General features: G+C 66.3%; 20 protein-coding genes. 12 read left to right on the top strand and 8 right to left on the bottom strand.

The genetic code is table 11. From position 1 onward, the window contains the following. The first annotated feature begins 105 nt into the window (after window positions 1-105). The 7 genes from ACTHN9_RS13600 (at window position 106) to ACTHN9_RS13570 (ending at window position 7,148) form a co-directional block, all read left to right on the top strand. Window positions 106-1,044, top strand: coding sequence for a UDP-2,3-diacylglucosamine diphosphatase (locus ACTHN9_RS13600; protein WP_440537296.1), 939 nt, complete (start codon window positions 106-108; stop codon window positions 1,042-1,044). A 27-nt stretch (window positions 1,045-1,071) separates the two neighbouring features. Next, the gene (locus ACTHN9_RS13595) at window positions 1,072-2,106 is read left to right on the top strand and encodes a glycosyltransferase family 4 protein (protein WP_440537284.1); all 1,035 of its coding nucleotides are present in this window, start codon (window positions 1,072-1,074) and stop codon (window positions 2,104-2,106) included. Continuing rightward, entirely contained in the window at window positions 2,022-2,624 is a 603-nt protein-coding gene (locus ACTHN9_RS13590) for a diacylglycerol kinase (protein WP_440537283.1), read from the top strand. Before ACTHN9_RS13595 ends, ACTHN9_RS13590 begins: the two co-directional genes overlap by 85 nt. 174 nt (window positions 2,625-2,798) lie before the next feature. Continuing rightward, window positions 2,799-3,530 carry a TetR/AcrR family transcriptional regulator gene (locus ACTHN9_RS13585; protein WP_440537282.1) on the top strand — a complete coding sequence of 244 codons (732 nt, stop codon included), beginning with the start codon at window positions 2,799-2,801 and terminating at the stop codon, window positions 3,528-3,530. Next, window positions 3,527-4,111 carry a TIGR00730 family Rossman fold protein gene (locus ACTHN9_RS13580; protein ID WP_440537281.1) on the top strand — a complete coding sequence of 195 codons (585 nt, stop codon included), beginning with the start codon at window positions 3,527-3,529 and terminating at the stop codon, window positions 4,109-4,111. The genes ACTHN9_RS13585 and ACTHN9_RS13580 overlap by 4 nt, the downstream gene beginning before the upstream one ends. Before the next feature lie 69 nt (window positions 4,112-4,180). Then, window positions 4,181-4,936, top strand: a complete 756-nt coding sequence (locus tag ACTHN9_RS13575; RefSeq protein WP_440537280.1) for an SDR family oxidoreductase — start codon at window positions 4,181-4,183, stop codon at window positions 4,934-4,936. Between the two features lie 265 nt (window positions 4,937-5,201). Next, entirely contained in the window at window positions 5,202-7,148 is a 1,947-nt protein-coding gene (locus ACTHN9_RS13570) for an ArnT family glycosyltransferase (RefSeq protein ID WP_440537279.1), read from the top strand. On the opposite strand, the gene ACTHN9_RS13565 is transcribed toward ACTHN9_RS13570, so the two are convergent. The 8 genes from ACTHN9_RS13565 to ACTHN9_RS13530 form a co-directional block, all read right to left on the bottom strand. Next, window positions 7,145-7,768, bottom strand: coding sequence for a DUF924 family protein (locus ACTHN9_RS13565; protein WP_440537278.1), 624 nt, complete (start codon window positions 7,766-7,768; stop codon window positions 7,145-7,147). The genes ACTHN9_RS13570 and ACTHN9_RS13565 overlap by 4 nt on opposite strands. After that, complete coding sequence (locus tag ACTHN9_RS13560; protein WP_440537277.1) at window positions 7,768-8,187, bottom strand: group II truncated hemoglobin; 420 nt, start codon at window positions 8,185-8,187, stop codon at window positions 7,768-7,770. The genes ACTHN9_RS13565 and ACTHN9_RS13560 overlap by 1 nt, the downstream gene beginning before the upstream one ends. A 43-nt stretch (window positions 8,188-8,230) precedes the next feature. Then, window positions 8,231-10,750, bottom strand: a complete 2,520-nt coding sequence (locus ACTHN9_RS13555; protein WP_440537295.1) for an ABC transporter permease — start codon at window positions 10,748-10,750, stop codon at window positions 8,231-8,233. Between the two features lie 71 nt (window positions 10,751-10,821). Continuing rightward, window positions 10,822-11,439 (bottom strand): DUF4126 domain-containing protein, encoded by a 618-nt coding sequence (locus ACTHN9_RS13550; RefSeq protein ID WP_440537276.1) that lies wholly within the window; start codon window positions 11,437-11,439, stop codon window positions 10,822-10,824. 204 nt (window positions 11,440-11,643) lie between these two features. Beyond that, a complete protein-coding gene (kdpE, locus tag ACTHN9_RS13545) occupies window positions 11,644-12,342 on the bottom strand; it encodes a two-component system response regulator KdpE (protein WP_440537275.1) in 699 nt (232 codons plus the stop codon). Window positions 12,343-12,376: 34 nt separating this feature from the next. Further along, window positions 12,377-13,351, bottom strand: a complete 975-nt coding sequence (locus tag ACTHN9_RS13540) for a quinone oxidoreductase family protein (protein ID WP_440537274.1) — start codon at window positions 13,349-13,351, stop codon at window positions 12,377-12,379. 156 nt (window positions 13,352-13,507) lie between these two features. Next, a complete protein-coding gene (locus ACTHN9_RS13535) occupies window positions 13,508-13,894 on the bottom strand; it encodes a methylglyoxal synthase (protein WP_440537273.1) in 387 nt (128 codons plus the stop codon). Between the two features lie 137 nt (window positions 13,895-14,031). Beyond that, complete coding sequence (locus ACTHN9_RS13530) at window positions 14,032-14,811, bottom strand: SDR family oxidoreductase (protein WP_440537272.1); 780 nt, start codon at window positions 14,809-14,811, stop codon at window positions 14,032-14,034. Between the two features lie 242 nt (window positions 14,812-15,053). Between ACTHN9_RS13530 and upp the strand changes: the two genes are divergently transcribed. The 5 genes from upp (at window position 15,054) to hemF (ending at window position 21,417) form a co-directional block, all read left to right on the top strand. Continuing rightward, entirely contained in the window at window positions 15,054-15,704 is a 651-nt protein-coding gene (gene upp, locus ACTHN9_RS13525; RefSeq protein WP_440537271.1) for a uracil phosphoribosyltransferase, read from the top strand. Window positions 15,705-15,912: 208 nt separating this feature from the next. Further along, entirely contained in the window at window positions 15,913-18,009 is a 2,097-nt protein-coding gene (locus tag ACTHN9_RS13520; protein WP_440537270.1) for a putative bifunctional diguanylate cyclase/phosphodiesterase, read from the top strand. 279 nt (window positions 18,010-18,288) lie between these two features. Further along, entirely contained in the window at window positions 18,289-19,017 is a 729-nt protein-coding gene (locus ACTHN9_RS13515; protein WP_440537269.1) for a YebC/PmpR family DNA-binding transcriptional regulator, read from the top strand. A 122-nt stretch (window positions 19,018-19,139) separates the two neighbouring features. Next, complete coding sequence (gene purD, locus ACTHN9_RS13510; protein WP_440537268.1) at window positions 19,140-20,414, top strand: phosphoribosylamine--glycine ligase; 1,275 nt, start codon at window positions 19,140-19,142, stop codon at window positions 20,412-20,414. A 79-nt stretch (window positions 20,415-20,493) separates the two neighbouring features. Continuing rightward, a complete protein-coding gene (hemF, locus tag ACTHN9_RS13505; RefSeq protein ID WP_440537267.1) occupies window positions 20,494-21,417 on the top strand; it encodes an oxygen-dependent coproporphyrinogen oxidase in 924 nt (307 codons plus the stop codon). The last annotated feature ends 55 nt before the right edge of the window (window positions 21,418-21,472 follow it).

Below are 21,472 nucleotides of genomic sequence, written 5' to 3'. Positions count from 1 at the left end.
GATCGCTCCCTTAAAATGACGTAATAAGAACTTCGCGTGACTGTCATGTGGCAGTCACGGGCGCGTGGCGCAATGAGCGCCATGTTCAACTCGACGCGAGAAGCCATGGACCGCACGACGTCCGCGACTTCGCTCCTCAGGCAACTCGGCGCAAGCGTCGAACCCGTCCCCTTCCAACCGGCCCTGCCCGACGGCGGGCCCGCGCACGCACCGAGCCCCGGCTCGCTCGACGCCTCGGGCCATCAGAGCGACGACGGCGTGGGCGACCCGCTGCGCTACCGCACCATCTGGCTGTCCGACATCCATCTCGGCTCGAGCGGATGCCAGGCGCCGTATCTGCTCGACTTCCTCCGGCATAACGATTCGGAATATCTGTATCTTGTCGGCGACATCATCGACGGCTGGCAACTGAAGAAAGGCTGGTACTGGCCGCAGGCGCACAACGACGTCGTGCAGAAAATTCTGCGCAAGGCGCGCAAAGGCACGCAAGTCGTCTACATCCCCGGCAATCACGACGAAGGCGCCCGCCAATTCTGCGATCTCGCATTCGGCGACATCCATGTGCGCGGCGAAGCCTTTCATACGACGCTCACGGGCAAGCGCTTGTGGATCGTCCACGGCGATCTGTTCGACGGTGTCATCCAGCACGCGAAGTGGCTCGCTTATCTCGGCGATACGGCCTACACGGCCATCCTCGTCCTGAACCGCTGGTTCAACCGCGTGCGTAGCCGCTTCGGGCTGCACTACTGGTCGCTCTCGCAGTATCTGAAACACCAGGTCAAGAACGCCGTCAACTTCATCTCGTCGTTCGAACACGTCATGGTGGAAGAGGCGCGCCGGCGCGGGTGCGACGGCGTGGTCTGCGGCCATATCCACAAGGCCGAAATCCGCGATGTCGACGGCCTGCTCTACTGCAACGACGGCGACTGGGTGGAAAGCCTGTCGGCGCTCGTCGAGACGCTCGACGGGGAACTCCAGGTAATCTACTGGACCGTCATGCGTTCGCCGGCCGCTCAGCCGCGCAAAACCCAGGCTACGGCCTAACCGCTTCGCGAACGGGAATCCGACCGCATGAAAATCATGATCGTCACCGACGCCTGGGAGCCGCAAGTCAACGGCGTCGTGCGCACCTTGAAGAACACCACACGCGAATTGACGGCGCTCGGTCATCGCGTCGAATTGATGACGCCGCTCGAGTTCCGCACGATCCCGTGTCCGACCTATCCCGAAATTCGCCTGTCGCTGTTGCCGCGCCGGCGCGTGCATGCCCGGATCGACGAGTTTGCGCCCGATGCGCTGCATATCGCCACCGAAGGTCCGCTCGGGCTCGCCGCGCGCCGCTACGCAATGCGCCGCGGCTTGCCGTTCACGACGGCCTACCACACGCGTTTTCCAGAATACGTGCAGGCCCGCTTCGGTATTCCGACCTCGGCCACCTATCGTTTCTTGCGCTGGTTCCATCGGCCCTCGCTGGCCGTGATGGCGCCGACGCCCGTCGTGAAAAGCGACCTCGAACAGCACGGCTTCGATAATGTCGTGCTGTGGACCCGCGGCGTCGATCTCGACATCTTTCATCCGATGGATTCGAAGGTGCTCAATACGGCCCGGCCGATTTTCCTGTACGTGGGCCGGGTCGCCATCGAAAAGAACGTCGAAGCGTTTCTCAAGCTCGACCTGCCCGGCTCGAAATGGGTTGCCGGCGAAGGCCCGGCGCTGGCCGAACTCAAATCGCGCTATCCGCAAGCCAATTACCTCGGCGTGCTGAGCCAGTCGGAGCTGGCGAAAGTCTATGCGGCCGCCGACGTCTTCGTCTTTCCGAGCCGCACCGATACGTTCGGGCTGGTGCTGCTCGAGGCGCTCGCCTGCGGCACGCCGGTGGCGGCCTATCCGGTCACGGGCCCGATCGACGTGCTGGGCACGAGCAGCCACGCCGGGGCGATGCACGAAGACTTGCGCGAAGCCTGCCTCGATGCGCTCAAGCTCGACCGCGCCGACGCGCGCGCCTGGGCCGAGCGCTTTTCGTGGCAAGCGGCTTCGATGCAGTTCGCCGCGCATTTGAAACCGCTCGCGCGGACCGGCGCGCAAGAGGAAAATGCTGCCGCATGAAACGCGACGAGCCGCTTGCGCCCGACGAGCAGCCTAGCTCGGCCAGCGCCGATTCCCACGCGCACGAGAGCGCGCCGCACGAGCCGCTTTCGCCCGACGATCCGCTCGCGCCGCTGCCGTTCAATCCCTACAAGGGCAACCGCGGACTCACGCGGGCCTGGCACGCGCTGAAGAATTCGATCGCGGGCTTTCGCGTCGCCATCCAAGAGGAAAGCGCGTTTCGCCAGGAGCTGACGCTCGCGGCGATTCTCGTGCCGTGCGGCGCGCTGATGCCCGTCGACGCCGTCTCGCATGTCTTGCTGATCGGCTCGGTGCTGCTCGTGCTGATCGTCGAACTCTTGAATTCGAGCGTCGAAGCCGCGATCGACCGCATCTCGCTCGAGCGTCACGAATTGTCGCGCCGCGCCAAGGATCTGGGCAGCGCGGCCGTGACCGTGGCCCTCTCGACCTGCGTGCTTACGTGGGCCCTCATCGTCGGTCCGTTGGCGGTGCACTGGGTGAGCGGTAGTGCCCGTTAGCGGGCCCGCTAGCACGGTTTGCTTTCCGCCAGATGAAAACCTATCCCAAAGTTCGAGGAACAGAACGACCGGTTTATAATCGCCCGACGCAGTGCCACATACCAACCGAGCCGGGCGCATTACCGCAGCGTCGCGCGAGCGCCGCGCGTGCCCGGCAGCACAGGGCCGGACGACATGGAAGCCAAAACTCCCCGCCGCACCCGCGAACGGATCCTCGAGTTATCGTTGAAGCTATTTAACGAGATCGGCGAGCCGAACGTCACCACCACGACGATCGCGGAGGAAATGGAGATCAGCCCAGGCAATCTCTACTACCATTTCCGCAACAAAGACGACATCATCAACAGCATCTTCGCGCAGTTCGAGCAGGCGATCGAGAAGCGGCTTCGTTTCCCGGAGGACCATCGTCCGACGATCGACGAAACCTGGTCGTATTTGCAGTACATGGCCGATTTCATGTGGACCTACCGGTTCCTGTATCGCGATCTGAACGATCTGCTCGCCCGCAACCGCACGCTCGAGACGCACTTCAAGCAAATCATCAGCCATAAGGTGCGCTTCGCGAAGGAGATGTGCGAGCTGCTCGTCGCCGACGAAGAAATGGTCGCCACGCCCGAGGAAATCCAAGTCATCGCGACGAATATGGGCGTGATCGCCACGTACTGGCTGTCGTACCAGTTCGTCATGCACCCGCGCAAGTACAACGATCAGGAAGCGATTCGCGCCGAACTGCACCAAGTGAGCGTGCATGTGATTTCGATGATGGCGCCGTATCTGCGCGGACGCTCGCGCCAGTTGTTCGACGATCTCGTCTCCGGCAAACTGCCCAAGCGTCAATTCCAGGACTATCTGCCCCCGCGCGACGGCGTCGGCCGTCCGAACGGCAGCAAGGACACCCTCGCATGAAATCCGTCTGCGTCTACTGCGGCTCGTCGATCGGGGCCAAACCCATCTATGCGCAAGCGGCCGCGGCGTTCGGCCGCGCCCTCGTCGCGGCCGGCTGCTCGCTCGTCTACGGCGGTGGGCGCGTCGGCCTCATGGGCGTCATCGCCGACGAAGTGCTGGCGGCCGGCGGGCACGTCGTCGGCGTCATTCCGGAATTGCTCGTCGAAAAGGAAGTGGGCCATAAGGGCTTGTCCGAGCTGCACGTCGTACCCGACATGCACCACCGCAAACGCATGATGGCCGATCTGTCCGATGCGTTCGTCGCCCTGCCGGGCGGCGCGGGCACGCTCGAGGAACTGTTCGAGGTCTTCACCTGGGCCCAGCTCGGCTATCACAACAAGGCGATCGGCCTTTACGATATCGGCGGTTACTACGCCCCGCTCGTCGGCATGCTCGAACATACGGTGCGCGAAGGTTTCATGCAGCAGGCGTACCTCGACATCCTGCAGATCGACGCCGATGCCCCCGCCCTGCTCGAGAAGCTGCGCCGCTATCACCCGCCCGGCCGCGACAAATGGGCCACGCAGCGGGAAGTCGTCTAGCCGCGATCGATACGATACCGTGCGGGCCGCGCGTGCCCGCCGCCGTTTCTCCTTGCCGGAGTGCGCCCGATGAATAGCGAACGTCGAGTGGTCCTCATCACCGGTGCCAGCCGCGGCATCGGCCGCGCTACCGCCCGCCTGCTCGCCGAACAAGGCGTGGCCATCGGCGTGAACTACGTGCACGAACTAGCCGCGGCTCAACAAACCGCCGATGACGTCGAGCGCGCGGGCGGGCGAGCCGTCTTGCTGCCCGGCGACATCGCCGATGAAACGGCCGTCGTCGCCATGTTCGACGAACTCGAAACCGCTTTCGGCCGCATCGATGCCCTCGTGAACAACGCCGGTATCGTCGGGCCATCGATGCCGCTCGCCGAGATGGATACCGCGCGGCTCAAGCGCATCTTCGACGTCAACGTTCTGGGCGCGTACCTGTGCGCGCGCGAGGCGGCCCGCCGCATGTCGCTCGACCGCGGCGGCCGCGGCGGCGTCATCGTCAACGTCTCGTCGGCGGCGTCACGGCTCGGGTCACCGAACGAATACGTCGATTACGCAGGCTCGAAAGGCGCCGTCGATACGATGACGATCGGTCTCGCCAAGGAACTCGGGCCGCGCGGCGTGCGCGTGAATGCCGTCCGCCCCGGGTTGATCGAAACCGACATCCACGCGAGCGGGGGCCGGCCCGAACGCGCCGCCGCGCTGGGCGCCCACACGCCGCTCGGCCGGCCCGGACACGCCGATGAAGTGGCGCGCGCCATCGTGTGGCTGCTCAGCGATGCGGCGTCGTACGTGACGGGGGCGTTGCTCGACGTCACCGGCGGCCGCTAACCGCGTCAAGGCGGCACGCCCCAACCGGCCGCCCATCGCTTTCGCCATTCGCGCGGCCGCTTCTCGACAAAACTACACAAATCGCCACGTTTCTCGTCAGACATCCGCGCGCGCGGCCTCTACGATGATGCGCACTGGCTAGCAATAGCCGCGCGCATCGGGCCGCTCGTGCTTCGCCCCCGTGCCCGCGGCCGCCGGCCAGCCTCGAGCGTAGCCCTCCTAGGCCGCACCCCACGCAGGGTGCGGCCACTCCAACCGCCAAATCATGCCGGAAACATCCCGTTCCGCGCGCGGGCTCACGCCCGTACGCGATGCCCTCGTCTTGCCCGTTGCGGCGAGCACCGCCGCTGCAGCGCGTCACGGCGCCGCCGGTGGGGCCGGCATCGATGCTATCGCGCCGGCGAGCTTGCAAAGCAAGGCGCCGGCCGCCGGGGCCGGGGTTGGGACCGGCGCCTATGCGTCGAGCCAATACGGGCTGCAGCGCTTGCTCGCGCTCGTTGCCGTCGCGTTGGCGTACCTGCTGATCGGCACGCTCGGCCACGACCCGTGGAAGCAGGACGAAACCTATACATTCGGCATCGTCCAGCACATGCTCGAATCGGGCGACTGGGTCGTGCCGATGAATGCCGGTCAACCCTTCGTCGAAAAGCCGCCGCTTTACTACTGGGTCGCGGCGAGCCTGGCCTGGATCGGCCGCGGCTGGCTGCCGCTGCACGACGCGGCTCGACTTGCGAGCGCGCTCTTTACGGCCCTGGCACTCGGCTGCGTCGCCCACTTGGCGCGGCGCATTTTCCGTTCGCGCAGTGGGCTCGATCCGCGCGTCTTCGGCACGCTCGCGCTGTTCGGCACGACGCTGCTCGTCGTCAAGCACACCCACGACATGATGACCGACGTCGCGCTGATGGCCGGCGCGGCGCTCGGGCTGGCGGGGCTCTATGAACTCGTGATCGCACTGCAATCGCCGCGTCTGGGCGCAAACGGCCGCATCGGGCGCGCGGCTGCGGATCGCGCGGCGCTCGCATTCGGTACCGGCGTCGGCATTGCCTTCATGACGAAGGGACTCTTTCTGCCGCTCGTCTTCGGTGCGACGCTCGGCGCATTACCCGTGCTGTATTCGGCTTGCCGCGGTCGCGAATTCGCGCGCGCGATCGGCGTCGCCGCGCTCGCCTTCGCACCGTTCGCGTTGATTTGGCCGCTCGCCTTTTACTGCCGCTCGCCGGCGCTGTTCGAGGTTTGGTTGTGGGACAACAACGTCGGACGGTTTTTCGGCTTCTCCGTGCAGCAGTTGGGATCGGAGAACGACAAGCCGCTGTTCATCTGGCGCGCGCTGCTCACGGCCGGCTTTCCGTCGGGGCCGCTTGCGCTCCTGGCGCTCGCGACCGGCGCATGGCGACGCTTTCGCACACCGTCCGTCGGCATTCCCGTCGTGTTCGCGGCGACGGGTATCGCCGTGCTCCAGATATCGGCGACGGCACGCGAACTGTATTTGCTGCCCTTCATCGCGCCGCTTGCGCTCATCGCCGCACAAGCGCTCGAACGGTGGCCTCGCGCGTGTCACGTCGCGTGGGACTACGCGAGCCGCGCCCTGTTCGGCGCGCTGGCGACGGCGACGTGGCTCGTCTGGTCGGAGATGACCGACCCCACGAGCACGCACGAGCGCCTGGCCTGGCTCGGGCGCTGGCTACCGCTCGATTGGACGTTGCCGATCCGGCCCGTCGCCGTCATGACGGCACTCGCGCTGACGCTCGGATGGCTCGGGATCATGCCGCGTTTGCGGCATAGCGGTGCATGGCGTGGCGTACTGAGCTGGGCGGCCGGCGTCATGCTGGCGTGGGGTCTCGTCTTGACGCTGCTGCTGCCTTGGATCGACGAGGCCAAGAGCTATCGGTCCGTGTTCGAAGATTTATCGCTGCACCTCGATCGCGCCTGGAATGTCGACGATTGCATGGCCAGCATCGACCTGGGCGAATCGGAAGCGCCGATGCTCTACTACTTCGCCGGCATCGTGCATCGGCCCGTCGCCGAAGGCGAGACGACCCGTTGCCGCTGGCTCATCGTCCAAGGGCGAGACGCAAAGTTCGAGCCGGGCTCGACCTGGACGCCGGTTTGGTCGGGCGCACGCCCGGGCGATCACGACGAACTGCTGCGCGTGTACGCGCGCAAGCGCACGCTCGAAGCCGCCGCGTTCGCACCGTATGGCGCCGAGCGCTAGAACGAAGAGCCCGGCTCGCGTAGAAACGCGTGCTCTTCGTCGGTCGACGCTCGTCCCAGCACGGCATTGCGGTGAGGAAAGCGGCCGAACCGTTCGATGACGGCGGCATGCCGGCGCGCGTAGTCGACGTAGCTGCCTTTGCCGGCTTGCCCCGTTTCGCGCGCCAGCGCTTCGAATAAGCGCACCGATTCGGCTTGTGCGTCGAGCGATTCGGCGTGTTCGAACGGGAGGTACGCGAATGCACGATGCTCGCAAGAGGGCAAATCGAGATGCGCGCCGCTCGCGACGAGCCGGCGGGCGACGTCGAGCGCCTTCGCATCGGCGGAAAAGGCATCGGCGCGCCCCCGGCAGGTGTTGCGCGAAAACTGATCGAGCACCACCACGAGCGCCAACGCACCGAGCGGCGTGCGCTGCCAAGCGTCGCACTCGCCCCGCCGCGCGGCCTCGAGCGTCGCGCCGAAACGCTCGCGGATCAGCGCGTCGAAAGCGTCGTCGCGTGTAAACCAGCGTGCCGATGCGCACCCGAACTCGCTCGTGTCGGGCTTGCCGAACCAGAAATCGAGCACGGCCCGCGCGGCCGGATCGAGCGCCGTGTAGTCGGCGCGGCTTTCGTCGTTCATCAGCCCTCCCGATTGCGCATCCAGTCGGCCGTATCGAAAAACGACACGGCCAGCCGCTCGCGCAACGCCAGCGGCAAACCGACGTCCTCCATCGCCCACGCCATGCAGCGCACCCATTGGTCGCGCTCCGATGAGGCGATCGCGAACGGCAAGTGGCGCGCACGCAGGCGGGGATGGCCGAAGCGTTCGATGTAGTGATCCGGGCCGCCGAGCCAACCGCAGAGAAACCAAAAGAGCTTGTCGCGCGAACCGTCGAGCGCGGCGGGATGCAACGCGCGAATGCCCGCGAACTCCGGCTCCAGATCCATGAGGTCGTAAAAACGGTCGACGAGTTCGCGCACGCGCGCTTCGCCGCCCACGAGGTCGAACGCGCTAGGTTGTTTGGCTTGCGCTTCGCCGTCGTTCAAATCGTCAGTCATACGGTTCACAAAAAAAACGAAATAGTAAGCGTTAAGCGCAGCTTCACGCATCGCGCAACGACTGGGCGGCCGGCCGACGCAGCACGCGGCGCAAGCTGATGAGTCCGCCGCCGCCCGCGCACGCGATGCCGGCGGCGATCCCCGCGGGCAACAGCCATGGATCGATGTCGAGGTGGAAATCGAAAACGCGTGTCGCGAGCACGATGCCGAGTGCTTGCGCGCCCACGGCTGCCATCGCGCCCGCGACCGCGCCAACCACGGCAAACTCGGCCGCATGCACCGATCGCACTTGTCGGTGCGAGGCCCCAAGCGCCCGAAGCAGCGCCGATTCCCGGACGCGCTCGTCGCGCGTGCCCGCCAGCGCGGAATAGAGCACGAGCAAGCCCGCCGCGAGCGTGAAAGCGAACAAGAACTGCACGGCCCCGACCACCTGGTCCACCACGTGTTGCACCTGGGCAAGGATCGGTGCGATGTCGATCGCCGTCACGTTCGGATGCGCGGCGATCAAGCCGTCCAGGACGGCGCGCCGCGCGCTCGGCAGATAGAAGCTCGTGATGAACAGCGCCGGCAATCCTTGCAGCGCGGCCGGCGGCATCAACACGAAGAAGTTGACCTTGAACGTCCCCCAGTCGAGCGTGCGCACGCTCGTGATCGGCGCCTCGACCGGGATGCCCGTTACGTCGAAACGCAAGACGTCGCCCACTTTCACGCCGATCAGCTTGGCGAGCCCCGCTTCGATCGAAATCTCGGGCCGCGTCGTGTCGCCGTACCAGGTGCCGGCCGAGATCCGGTTATCGTCGGGCAGCACGCTGCGATACGAGAGGTTGAACTCGCGATCGACTAGCCGTCGGGCGTTCTCGTTCTTATACGACTCGGGCACTACACGCCTGCCGTCGATCGACACGAGCCGGGCGCGCACCATCGGCTCGAGCACCACGTTCGCCACGCCATGCCCGCTCAGGTAGTCGATCACGGCCTGCCGCTCGTCGGGCTGAATATCGATGAGGAACTCGTTGGGTGCGTCGGGCGGCGTCGATTGGCGCCAGCCTTGTACGAGATCGTTGCGCGTCATCGCAATCAGCAGCAGACACATGAGACCGATCGCGAGCGCCGTGATCTGCAGCGCGCTCACCCAGCCGCGCCGCTCCAGCGACGCCAGCGCATAGCGCCAGCCCACTGCAGCCGCAACACGCCGGCCCGCCTCGCTGCGTGCCGCGCGCGCGCATAGCCACAGCGCAAGACGCGCCGTCGCTGTGAACGCCACGAGGCCGAGCGCGAAGCCGCCCGCGACGATCGCACCGAGTGTAAGCTCCCCGGCCGCCAGCACGAGCAACGCCGCGAACAGAACGATGCCCACCGCGTACGCCCACCAGGCCGTTCTCGTCCCGCCGTTCCATTCGCGCCGCAGCACGCGCAGCGGCGGCACGCGCGTGAGCGCCAACAGCGGCGGCAAGGCAAAACCGAACAACAGCACGAGCCCCGCGCCGATGCCTTCGATGGCCGGCAACGGGCTCGGCTGCGGCAGGGCCACCGCGATCAGACTGCCGAGCCAAGCCAGCAGCGCAAAGTGTCCCAGGTAGCCGAGCGCCGCACCGAGCACGCCCCCCGTCAGCCCGACGAAGGCGAATTCGAGCACCACCAGCGCGCGCAACTCGGTCTCCCCCACGCCGAGGCAACGCATGACGGCACAGCCGTCCAGATGGCGCCGTGTGTAGCGATGCGCCGCCATGGCGATGGCCACAGCCGCGAGCAGCGCGGTCAACAGCGCGACGAGCCGCAAAAAATGACCCGCGCGGTCGAGCGTTTCGCGTACTTGGGGCTGGCCGTCTTCGAGCGATTCGAGTGCGACCCCGCGCAGCTTGCCGTCATCGACCCGCTCGTGCGCAAACGCGGCAAAGCGCGCGACGGCCGCATCGTCGCCAGCCACGAGCAAGCGATACGTCACGCGGCTGCCGAAGCCGGTGAGTCCGGTCGAAGCGAGTTCGTCGGCCCGTACCATGACGCGGGGGGAAAAATTGACGAACGCGAAGCCGCGATCGAGTTCGCGCGTGATGACGGCGCCGATCGTAAAGCGGCGATCTCCCACCTGTACGAGGTCGCCCACCTTAGCGTGCAGCGTCTCGAGCAACTGCGCGTCGACCCACACGGTGCCCTTCGCGGGGATGCCGTCGGCTCGGCGATCCGGCGCATCGGCCGCTTGGGCGATGCGCAACGCGCCACGTAGCGGATAGGTGGAAGACACCGCCTTGACCGCAGCCAAACGTGCGGTGGACAGCACCGGATCGCCGCGATCGGTCGCCGTGACGCGCGACACCATGCTCGGGAAAATAGCCGTCGTCGCCGTGCGCAGGCCTAGGGAGCGGGCTTCGTCGAAGAACGGGGAAGCGATGGGATGATCGGCGCGAACGATGAAGTCGGCCGCGATCATGCGGCGGGCATCGCGCTCGAGCCCTTGCTGCAACCGGTCGGCGAGAAAACCGACGCTGGCAAGGGCCGCGACCGCCAATACCAAGGCGACGACGAGCATCGTCAGTTCGCCGGCGCGCCAGTCGCGCGCGGTCATACGCGCAGCCTGCCGCACGAGTTCGAGACGGCCGAGCGGCTCGCCGGGCCGAGCGACGGTCGGTGTTTCGCTCAATCGCGCTTGCCCCCGATCGAGCCGAGGCGCGACACCATGTGCGCCGCCATCCCCTTGAAGCCGCCCTGCACCCCGCGCCATAGACGCGGCAACGCCCAGACGGCGAATGCCACGAAACCGGCCATGAGCAGCAGGAAAACGGCCGGCACGAACAGGGCGAGCGCGAGGCCCGCGCAGACGAGCACGTCTTCGGTCGAAGAGGCGACCCAGTTCGAGAACGGCTCGGGAGACAGATTGATCAAAGCGCGCGTGCCGGCTTTCGTCAGATGCGCGGAACCGGCGAGGGTCCCGCCGAAAAGCGCGGCGATCGTGAGCAGGGCCGGATCGGCATGGCCGAGCGAACCCGCGGCAAGCAACGCCCCGGCGGGAATACGGATGAAGGTGTGGATGGCATCCCAAAGCGAATCGAAGGCGGGAATGCGATCGGCCAGGAATTCGACGATGGCCAGGACGCCCGCCACGCCGATCACCCAACCCGAGGACAGCGTCGACAGCGTATCGGGTAAATGCACGACGCCGACCCGGGCCAGCATGCCGACGAGAAAGACGGTTAGATAGAGTCGCAAGCCGCTGGCCCATGACAGGCCAGCGCCGAGCGAAAGTGCATCGATCATTGCCCCCTCCCCCCGCTTTCGTGGTGATGCGATCTCGGGCCGCGCGCCGACGGTGGTCCGTCAGCGGGAACCGCATCCGACCCGAGATGCATATCCCCTGCACGCTCCGATGAGCCGCTGTCTCATCGCTGTCTCATTATAGACAGGCCGGCCGCCGCACGGCCGCGCGGGTGCGACGAGAACCGGCCTTCAGTGCCGTGCGTCTCACATGGCGCCCACGAGCCGATAGCCGATGCCGGTTTCCGTCACGATATGCTCGGGCTGCGCGGCGTCGCGCTCGAGTTTGCGCCGCAGATGCGCCATATAGATGCGCAGGTAGTGTTGGCTTTCCACGTGCGAAGGCCCCCACACTTCGCTCAGCAACTGCCGATGCGTGAGGACGCGGCCCGCGTGGCGTACGAGTGCCACGAGCAGGCGGTATTCGATCGGCGTCAAATGCACGGCCTCGCCCGAGCGCGTCACGCTGCGCTGCGCGAGATCGACGCTGACTTCCCCGAAACGCACGAGCGACGAGTCGCTCGCGCCGCCGCGCCCGCGCCGCCGCAGATGCGCGCGGATCCGAGCCAGCAGTTCCGGCACGCCGAACGGCTTGGTCAGGTAATCGTCCGCGCCAGCGTCCAGCGCGGCGACTTTCTCGACCTCCTGCGTGCGCGCCGACAACACGATGACGGGAATATCGGCCCACGCGCGCAACTCGCGGATCACGTCGATGCCGTCCGCGTCGGGCAAGCCGAGATCGACGATGACAAGATCGGGCTTGCGCGTCGCCGCCTCGGTCAAACCCGCCTTGCCTGTTTCGGCGTCGTAGACGTTCATGCCTTCGGCCTCGAGCGACGCCCGGACGAAGCGGCGAATCTGCCGCTCGTCCTCGATCACTACGACGTTCACGCCCGCTTCGCTCATACGTTCGACGGGCCGACGCCCTTTTGCAAGTTCATTACGGAATGAGAACCGTGGAGCCGGTCGTCTGGCGCCCCTCGAGCGCGCGATGCGCGTCGGCCACGTCCTTGAGCGCATAGCGCTGACGCACGCTCGTCTTCACCTTGCCCGAGGCGATGACGTCGAACAGCTCCGCGGCCATCGCATCGAGCCACTCTCGCTTGGCCATGTAGCTGAACAGCGTCGGCCGCGTGAAGAAGAGCGATCCGCGATCGGAGAACTCGCTCGCCTCGATCGGCGGCAGCGGGCCCGAGGCGCTGCCGAAGCTGACGAAGTAGCCGAGCGGCGCCAAGCAATCGAGCGACCCCTTGTAGGTGTCCCGACCGATCGAATCGTAGACGACGGGCACGCCCGCGCCCTGCGTGATCTCCTTGACGCGCTCGGTGAAGTTCTCGCGCGTATAGACGATCGGGTAGTCGCAGCCATGCGCCTGCGCGAGTTCGGCCTTCTCGTCGGAGCCGACGGTACCGATCACGGTGGCGCCCAGCGCCTTGGCCCATTGGCAGACGAACAGGCCCACCCCGCCGGCGGCCGCATGAATGAGAATCGTCTGGCCCGGTTCGACCCGAAACGTGCGTCGCAGCAGATATTGGGCCGTCAGGCCTTGCAGCATGGCGGACGCCGCCTCGTCGAAACCGATCGCGTCGGGCAGCTTCACGAGCAGATCGGCCGACAGCACGCGCTGCTCGGCATACGCGCCGGGCGGGCGGGCGACGTAGGCGACGCGATCGCCGGCCTTGAATCGAGTAACGCCCGCGCCGACCTCGGTGACGACACCGGCCGCCTCCATACCGAGCCCGCCCGGCAGCGGCATCGGGTAGTGCCCGGTGCGGAAATAGACGTCGATGTAATTCAGCCCGACCGCGTGTTGCTCGATGCGCACTTGGCCCTCGCCGGGTGCGCCCACGTCGACGTCGACCCACTGCATCACTTCGGGGCCGCCGGTGCGTTCGATGCGAATGGCTTTCGCCATGCCGTTCTCCTTGCCGAGCGCGAGGCTCGAATGGTTCGGTTCATGCGGCGCGCCGCGCGCACCGCCGCTTTTCGGTTTTGCCTGACGATACGCCGCCGAATTCGATCGGACGCGATCGACCGGCTACGGCACCTCGGGCGCCTCGAGCCGCTCAGCTCAGGCAGCCGCGGTGTGCGCCGCGAGCGTATCGAGCAACATGCGCGCCGTGGCGACGTTCGTCGCGCACGGCACGTCGTGCACGTCGCAGGCGCGCACGAGCGCGTTGATGTCGGGTTCGTGCGGCTGCGGCGTCATCGGATCGCGTAGGAAGATGACGAGGTCGACCTTGCCCTCGGCCAAGAGCGCCCCGATCTGCAGGTCGCCGCCATACGGCCCCGAAAGCATACGCTCGACGGTCAACGCGTGCGTATCGGCGATGCGCCCGCCCGTCGTGCCCGTGGCGATCAATCTGCATTGGCGCAGCGTCTGCGCGTACTCGCCCGCGAGGGCGACGATGTCGTCTTTCTTGTGGTCGTGCGCGATCAGCGCGACGCAACGGGACATGGCACAGCTCCTTCGTGTTCAAGCCGAATGAAAAAATCGATCGAGCCCGGCAAGCACCGATCGCGCTCGCCGGCCCGGCGCGGGGCCACCGCCTGCTGCGCCCCGCATAGAATGCGACAAAGCACGTCCGCGCGCCCTCAGAATGTTCCGGGATAGGCGCCGCCGGCGATGAGCCAGTTTTGCCCCGTAATGTAGCCCGCGTGCACGCTGCACAGGAAGGCGCAAGCCTTGCCGAACTCCTCGCTCTGCCCGAGCCGCTGCGCGGGAATCGCCCCCGCGCGCTCGCGCCGCGCTTCGTCGAGGCTCACGCCTTTCGCTTGCGCGTGCGCGCTCAGCGTGGCGGCGATGCGGTCGGTATCGAACAAGCCGGGCAGCAGATTGTTGATCGTCACGTTGTGCCGGGCAACTTTACGCGCGACGCCGGCAACGAAGCCCGTCAGCCCCGAACGCGCACCGTTCGACAGGCCGAGGACGTCGATCGGCGCCTTCACGGCCGAACTCGTGATGTTCACGATACGGCCGAAGCCGCGCTCGATCATGCCGTCGATCGTCGCCTGCAATAAGGCGATCGGGGTGAGCATGTTGGCTTCCAGCGCGCGAATCCAATCGTCGTGCGTGAACTGGCGGAAATCGCCCGGCGGCGGCCCGCCGGCATTGTTCACGAGAATATCGGGCGAGGGACACGCCGCGAGCGCGGCCGCTCGCCCCTCGGGCGTCGTGATATCGCAAGCGACGGTACGCACCGACACGCCCGTCTTCGCCCGAATATCGGCGGCGGTGGCTTCCAGCGTCTCGCGCGTGCGCGCGACGATCACGAGGTCGACGCCCTCAAGCGCGAGCGCCTGTGCGCACCCGCGTCCGAGCCCCTTGCTGGCCGCGCATACGAGCGCGGTACGCCCGGCGATTCCAAGATCCATGCTGATATCCCGCTGAGGAAGACGATGGGGGCGATTGTAGAAGAATCGCCGCAACCGCGCCGAAGGCCGCGACGCGGGCCGCAACAAGGCTCCCGCGCCGGTCGGCAACGCGACCGGGGCCGCGTATCGTCGCTAGGCTTATCGCGTAGCACTGCGCCGTCGTCACGGAAAAAGCGGAAGCGCTCGATTCTTTCGGTAAACGTGTCCGAATAACCTTTGCCGCGCCGCCTCGCGCCCCCGCCATGAAACAAGACAGCCGCTTCCCGAACCTCATCATCCTCGATCATCCGCTGATTCAGCACAAGCTCACTCACATGCGCGACAAAGACACGTCGACGCGCACGTTCCGCGAGTTGCTGCGCGAGATCACGCTGCTCATGGGCTATGAAATCACGCGCAATCTGCCGATCACGACGCGCCGGGTCGAGACGCCGCTCGTGGAGGTCGACGCGCCCGTGATCGCCGGCAAGAAGCTCGCCATCGTGCCGGTGCTGCGCGCGGGCATCGGCATGTCCGACGGGTTGCTCGAACTGATTCCGTCGGCGCGCGTCGGGCACATCGGGGTTTATCGCGACGCGGAGCATCGTCCCGTCGAATATCTGGTCCGGCTGCCCGACCTCGAAGACCGCACGTTCATCCTCTGCGACCCGATGGTCGCGACGGGCTATTCGGCCGTGCATGCGGTGGACGTACTGAAACGCCGCGGCGTGGCGGGCGAGAACATCTCGTTCGTGGCGCTCGTCGCGGCGCCCGAGGGCGTGCAGGTCTTCCAGGATGCACATCCCGACGTGAAGCTGTACGTCGCGTCGCTCGATTCGCACTTGAACGAGCACGCGTACATCGTGCCGGGCCTCGGCGATGCCGGCGACCGGCTCTTCGGAACCAAGAACTGATCGGTTCGGTTCGACACGCAACACGGGGAAAAACGCGGACACGCGCCTCGCAAGGGCGGCACGCCGACAACCGGCGAGCCGTCCGCCACCCGCTCCACGCCAGCCGCTGTCGGATTGCGAGGCCCCGTTCGGGTTTGCCGCGCCTGAAGAAAATCGCCCGGCGTGCCGTTAAACGACGTGGAACCTTTCCCGTCACCGCAAGCCCGCCATGCACGGTACTTACAATTTTTGGCTGGTCGCGCTCTCGCTTGTCGTTGCGACGCTCGCGTCGTACACGGCGCTCGACCTTTCGGGGCGAATCGCTCAATTGCCGAATCGCCGGCAACGCCACGCTTGGCTCGCCGGCGGCGCCGGCGCGATGGGCATCGGCATCTGGTCGATGCATTTCATCGGCGTGCTCGCATTCAAGCTGCCGATCGCGGTCGGCTACGACTTCACCATCACGGCCGCCTCGCTCCTGATCGCGATCGGGGTGTCGTATTTCGCGTTGAACGTGATCGCGCACGATACGCTCGGCGCGAAACGCCTCGCGTGCGCCGCCGTCCTCATGGGCCTCGGCATCGTCGGCATGCACTACACCGGCGACGCCGCCATGCAGATGCGGCCGGGCATCGTGTACGACCCGGCGCTCGTCGCGGCGTCGATCGTCATCGCCATCGTCGCCTCGGGCGCGGCGCTCTTCATCGCGCAAAAGCTGCGCACGGAAGATCAGGACGACGTGCTCGCCAAGCGCATGGCCGCCTCGGTCGTCATGGGGCTGGCCATCACGGGCATGCACTACACGGCCAACGCGGCCGCCAACTACCTGCCGGGCGCGATCTGCGGCGCGGCCAATGGCGTGGATCTGCGCTGGCTCGGCACGACGATCTCGATCTTCACCTTCGCGATCCTGATCGTCACGCTCATGCTCTCGCGCTTCGACGCGCGCACGGCCTCGCTCATTCAATCGGTCTCGCAGTTGAACAGCCGGATCGTCCATATGGCCGCCTTCGATGCGCTGACCGAACTGCCCAACCGCCGCACGCTGACCGAACACATCGAGCGAGCGATCGAATTCGCCAAGCGCGGCAAGCCCCTGTTCGCCGTGCTCTTCATGGATCTGGACGGCTTCAAGACCATCAACGATTCGCTCGGCCACACCGCGGGCGATCAGGTACTGCGGGCATTCGCTCAGCGCCTCGTCGATTGTGCGGATACGGGCGATACGGTCGCCCGCCTGGGCGGGGACGAATTCGTCATGCTGATGCGCCAGGTCGGTTTGCCCGACGATGCCGAGCGCATGGCGCAAAGCGTGCTCTCGCGCATGCGCGAGACCATCTGGATCGATGCGCGGCCGTTGCAAGTCGCGCCGAGCATCGGCATCGCCTTGTTCCCGCGCGACGGCGATACCGTCGAGGCGCTGCTCAAAAACGCCGACGCGGCGATGTACGCCGCCAAACGGGCGGGCCGCGGCACCTGCCGCTTTTTCGAAGCGGACATGAACGAGGCGGCCACGCGCACGCTGCAGATCCAGCAGGCTTTGCACGAGGCGTTGGACAAGCAGTATTTTTCGCTGCGCTTCCAACCGAAGTTCTACGGCCGCGACGGCGGCTTGGCCGGGGCCGAGGCCCTGCTGCGGCTCAATCACCCCACGCTGGGCCTGCTGCCGCCGGCCGAATTCATCTCGATCGCCGAGCGCAACGGGCAAATCGTGCCGATCGGCTATTGGGTCGTGCGCGAAGCGTGCCGGCAGATCCGCCGCTGGCAGGCCGCCGGCTTGAAGAGCACGAAGGTCGCGATCAATCTCTCGCCGCGTCAGCTCGCGCAGCCCGACCTGCTCCCGACGATCCAAGAGATCGTGCGCGCCGAGCGCATGAGCGCCGAACGGATCATGTTCGAGATCACCGAGACCGCCGCCATGCACGACGTGCGCCGTACGGCCGAGACGGTGCATGCCTTTCAGAAATGCGGCTTCGAAGTGGCCATCGACGATTTCGGCACCGGCTATTCGAGCCTCGCGTACTTGCAGCGTTTTCGCGTGCGCCAGCTCAAGATCGACCGCTTTTTCGTCGATGGGCTCGATGCCAACGACCAGGAGGGCACGGCGATCGTCGCGGCGATCATCAAGCTCGCCCACTCTTTGGGCATGAACGTCGTGGCCGAAGGGGTCGAAACCGCATCGCAGCGGGAAAAGCTCGAAGCGCTGCGGTGCGATCAACTGCAAGGTTATCTGCTCGGCGTACCGCTGACCGCCGATGCGTTCGGCGCACTGCTGGCCGACAACGACGGCGAACCGCCCGTGCGCGGCGCCCCGGCACCCGCCTGAACGCGAGTGCGCGCTCGCGCGCGCCGCTCTCCCTTACGCCCGCGAGCACCCGGGCCGGCCGGCGCCGCGTGCGCAGCCCGGCATGATAAAATCGCGGTCTGCTCTTCGGACGGCCCGCTCCATTCGCATCGCGCCCGCGCGCGATACCCGCGAGCGACCCGCGACACGCCGCCCGACACTGGAACCGAGCCACGGCAAGACGGTACGGCTCGCACGGTTCGCAACCGACAAAAACGCATCATGCGTGTGCCGGAATCGGCACGCGCCACGGAGAAAGGTATGGCTGGTCACTCGAAATGGGCCAACATCAAGCATAAGAAGGCCGCGGCGGACGCCAAGCGCGGCAAGGTCTGGACGCGCCTGATCAAGGAAATTCAGGTCGCGGCCCGCATGGGCGGCGGCGAGATCGATTCGAATCCGCGCCTGCGGCTGGCCGTCGAAAAGGCCTACGACGCGAACATGCCGAAGGACAACATCAACCGCGCGATCCAGCGCGGCGTCGGCGGCGTCGACGGCGCCAACTACGAAGAAATTCGCTACGAAGGCTATGGTATCGGCGGCGCGGCCGTCATCGTCGACACGATGACCGACAATCGCACGCGCACGGTCGCGGAAGTGCGGCACGCGTTTTCGAAGTTCGGCGGCACCATGGGCACGGACGGCTCCGTGTCGTTCCTGTTCGACCACGTCGGCCAATTTCTGTTCGCCCCGGGCACGCCCGAGGACACGTTGATGGAAGCGGCGCTCGAGGCGGGCGCGAACGACGTCGTCACGAACGACGACGGCAGCATCGAAGTGCTGTGCGGCCCGAACGACTTCTCCAAGGTCAAGCAAGCGCTGGAAGCCGCCGGCTTCAAGGCCGAACTGGCCGAAGTGACGATGAAGCCGCAAACGGAAGTCGAATTCGCGGGCGACGACGCCGTGAAGATGCAAAAACTGCTCGACGCGCTCGAAAATCTCGACGACGTGCAAGAGGTCTACACGAACGCGTCGATCGCGGACGAGTAACGATGCATCACGCGCCGCCCCCGCCTACAGTGAGGAGGGAGGGCGCGACGCATCGGGCAACGACATCGCGGCCGGGCTCAATGCGCCGGCCGCCCCTCTTTTAGGTCTTCGGGGAACATCATATGAAACTACTCGTCGTCGGCTCCGGCGGTCGCGAACACGCGCTCGCCTGGAAGCTCGCGCAATCGCCGCGCGTGCAGCTCGTCTATGTCGCGCCCGGCAACGGCGGCACGGCAACCGACGAGCGTCTGCGCAATATCGCCATCACCGACATCGGCGCGCTTGCCGATTTCGCGGAAAGCGAGCAAATCGCGCTGACCGTCGTGGGCCCCGAAGCGCCGCTCGCCGCGGGCATCGTCAACGTATTCCGCCAGCGCGGCCTGAAGGTGTTCGGGCCGACGAAGGAAGCCGCCCAGCTCGAAAGCTCGAAGGATTTCGCCAAGGCGTTCATGAAGCGCCACGGCATCCCCACAGCCGAATACGAGACGTTTTCCGATGCCGCGCTCGCGCACGCCTATGTGGACAGCAAGGGCGCGCCGATCGTCATCAAAGCCGACGGTCTGGCCGCGGGCAAAGGCGTCGTGGTCGCGACCACGCTCGATGAAGCCCATGCGGCCATCGACATGATGCTCGCCGACAACAAACTCGGCGATGCCGGCGCGCGCGTCGTCGTCGAAGAGTTCCTGGCCGGCGAGGAAGCGAGCTTTATCGTCATGGTGGACGGCAAGCACGTCCTGCCGCTCGCCTCGAGCCAGGATCACAAGCGCTTGCTCGATGGCGACCTCGGTCCGAACACGGGCGGTATGGGCGCGTACTCGCCGGCCCCGATCGTTACGCCCCAGCTGCATGCGCGCGTCATGCGCGAGATCATCTTGCCGACCGTGCGCGGTATGGAAAAGGAAGGCATCCGTTATACGGGCTTCCTCTATGCGGGCCTCATGATCGATAGCGAAGGCAACCCGAAAACGCTCGAATTCAACTGCCGGATGGGCGACCCGGAAACGCAGCCGATCATGGCGCGTCTGAAGGGCGACTTCTCGAAGGTGCTCGAAAGCGCCATCGCCGGTACGCTCGATACGGTCGAACTGACCTGGGACCGCCGCACGGCGCTCGGGGTCGTGCTGGCCGCGCACAATTACCCCGACACCCCGCGCAAGGGCGATCGGATCAACGGCATTGCTCCCGAGACGGATAATGCGGTGACGTTCCACGCGGGTACGGCGCTCGTCGACGGTAAACTCGTGACGGCGGGCGGGCGCGTGCTGTGTGTCGTCGGCTTGTCCGATTCGGTACGCGGCGCGCAATCGGCCGCCTACGAGGCGATCAACCAAATCTCGTTCGACGGCATGCAATATCGCCGCGACATCGGCTACCGCGCGCTAAACCGTAAGCACTAACTTCGCGCGCGCGGGTGCCGGCGATACCCCGGGTCGTTTGGCTAGGCCCGGTTTCCGTCATCTTTGCGTGCGCCATACCATGCCCGATACGACCTACGACGTTGCTTCCGTCCGCACCTATCTGCAAGGCTTGCAAACGCGCATCGCCGACGCGCTCGGCGCGCTCGACGGTACGCCGTTCGGCGTCGACGCTTGGCAACGCCCAGCCGGAGAGCGCCTGCGCGGCGGCGGTGTGACGCGCATCCTAGAGGGCGGCGCCGTGATCGAGCGCGGGGGCGTCGGGTTTTCGGACGTGGCCGGCGACAAGCTGCCGCCGTCGGCCACCGCCCTTCGGCCGCACCTGGCCGGACGCGGCTTCGAGGCGATGGGCGTCTCGCTCGTCATCCATCCGCGCAACCCGTACTGCCCGACCGCGCATATGAACGTGCGCATGCTGGCGGCCACCAAAGCGGGCGAAGCCCCCGTCTTCTGGTTCGGCGGCGGCATGGATCTGACACCGTATTACGGCTTCGAAGAAGACGCGGCACACTTTCACCGCGTCTGCCGCGATGCACTCGCCCCGTTCGGCGCGGAACTCTACCCGCGCTTCAAGCGCTGGTGCGACGATTACTTTTTTCTGAAGCACCGGAACGAAACGCGCGGCGTGGGCGGCATCTTCTTCGACGATTTCGACGAACTGGGCTTCGAGCGCTCGTTCGCGATGATGCGCAGCGTCGGCGACGCGTTCATCCAAGCCTATCTCCCGCTCCTGGAAAAGCGGCGTGCGACCCCTTATGGCGAACGCGAGCGCGATTTCCAGGGATACCGGCGCGGCCGCTACGTCGAGTTCAACCTCGTGTACGACCGTGGCACACTGTTCGGACTGCAAAGCGGCGGACGCACGGAGTCGATCCTGATGTCGATGCCGCCCGTGGCGAATTGGCGTTACGACTGGCAGCCCGAAGCGGGCTCGCCCGAGGCCCGGCTCTACAGCGATTTCCTGAAGCCGCGCGATTGGCTTTGATCGAACCCCGACCGAGCGACAAGGACCGACACTGATCTCGACCGCCCCCGCCCTC

It is taken from the genome of Trinickia sp., from assembly GCF_051953405.1.
Lineage (GTDB): Bacteria > Pseudomonadota > Gammaproteobacteria > Burkholderiales > Burkholderiaceae > Trinickia.
The sequence above is the reverse complement of the archived record's forward strand: the minus strand, read 5'-3'. Positions and strand labels throughout refer to the sequence as shown.

Bases quoted from the DNA above. Each gene is read 5' to 3' on its own strand.
- ACTHN9_RS13600 (WP_440537296.1), top strand. From the start codon at position 106: ATGGACCGCACGACGTCCGCGACTTCGCTCCTCAGGCAACTCGGCGCA.
- ACTHN9_RS13595 (WP_440537284.1), top strand. From the start codon at position 1,072: ATGAAAATCATGATCGTCACCGACGCCTGGGAGCCGCAAGTCAACGGC.
- ACTHN9_RS13585 (WP_440537282.1), top strand. From the start codon at position 2,799: ATGGAAGCCAAAACTCCCCGCCGCACCCGCGAACGGATCCTCGAGTTA.
- ACTHN9_RS13580 (WP_440537281.1), top strand. From the start codon at position 3,527: ATGAAATCCGTCTGCGTCTACTGCGGCTCGTCGATCGGGGCCAAACCC.
- ACTHN9_RS13575 (WP_440537280.1), top strand. From the start codon at position 4,181: ATGAATAGCGAACGTCGAGTGGTCCTCATCACCGGTGCCAGCCGCGGC.
- ACTHN9_RS13570 (WP_440537279.1), top strand. From the start codon at position 5,202: ATGCCGGAAACATCCCGTTCCGCGCGCGGGCTCACGCCCGTACGCGAT.
- ACTHN9_RS13565 (WP_440537278.1), bottom strand. From the start codon at position 7,768: ATGAACGACGAAAGCCGCGCCGACTACACGGCGCTCGATCCGGCCGCG.
- ACTHN9_RS13560 (WP_440537277.1), bottom strand. From the start codon at position 8,187: ATGACTGACGATTTGAACGACGGCGAAGCGCAAGCCAAACAACCTAGC.
- ACTHN9_RS13555 (WP_440537295.1), bottom strand. From the start codon at position 10,750: ATGACCGCGCGCGACTGGCGCGCCGGCGAACTGACGATGCTCGTCGTC.
- ACTHN9_RS13550 (WP_440537276.1), bottom strand. From the start codon at position 11,439: ATGATCGATGCACTTTCGCTCGGCGCTGGCCTGTCATGGGCCAGCGGC.
- kdpE (WP_440537275.1), bottom strand. From the start codon at position 12,342: ATGAGCGAAGCGGGCGTGAACGTCGTAGTGATCGAGGACGAGCGGCAG.
- ACTHN9_RS13540 (WP_440537274.1), bottom strand. From the start codon at position 13,351: ATGGCGAAAGCCATTCGCATCGAACGCACCGGCGGCCCCGAAGTGATG.
- ACTHN9_RS13535 (WP_440537273.1), bottom strand. From the start codon at position 13,894: ATGTCCCGTTGCGTCGCGCTGATCGCGCACGACCACAAGAAAGACGAC.
- ACTHN9_RS13530 (WP_440537272.1), bottom strand. From the start codon at position 14,811: ATGGATCTTGGAATCGCCGGGCGTACCGCGCTCGTATGCGCGGCCAGC.
- upp (WP_440537271.1), top strand. From the start codon at position 15,054: ATGAAACAAGACAGCCGCTTCCCGAACCTCATCATCCTCGATCATCCG.
- ACTHN9_RS13520 (WP_440537270.1), top strand. From the start codon at position 15,913: ATGCACGGTACTTACAATTTTTGGCTGGTCGCGCTCTCGCTTGTCGTT.
- ACTHN9_RS13515 (WP_440537269.1), top strand. From the start codon at position 18,289: ATGGCTGGTCACTCGAAATGGGCCAACATCAAGCATAAGAAGGCCGCG.
- purD (WP_440537268.1), top strand. From the start codon at position 19,140: ATGAAACTACTCGTCGTCGGCTCCGGCGGTCGCGAACACGCGCTCGCC.
- hemF (WP_440537267.1), top strand. From the start codon at position 20,494: ATGCCCGATACGACCTACGACGTTGCTTCCGTCCGCACCTATCTGCAA.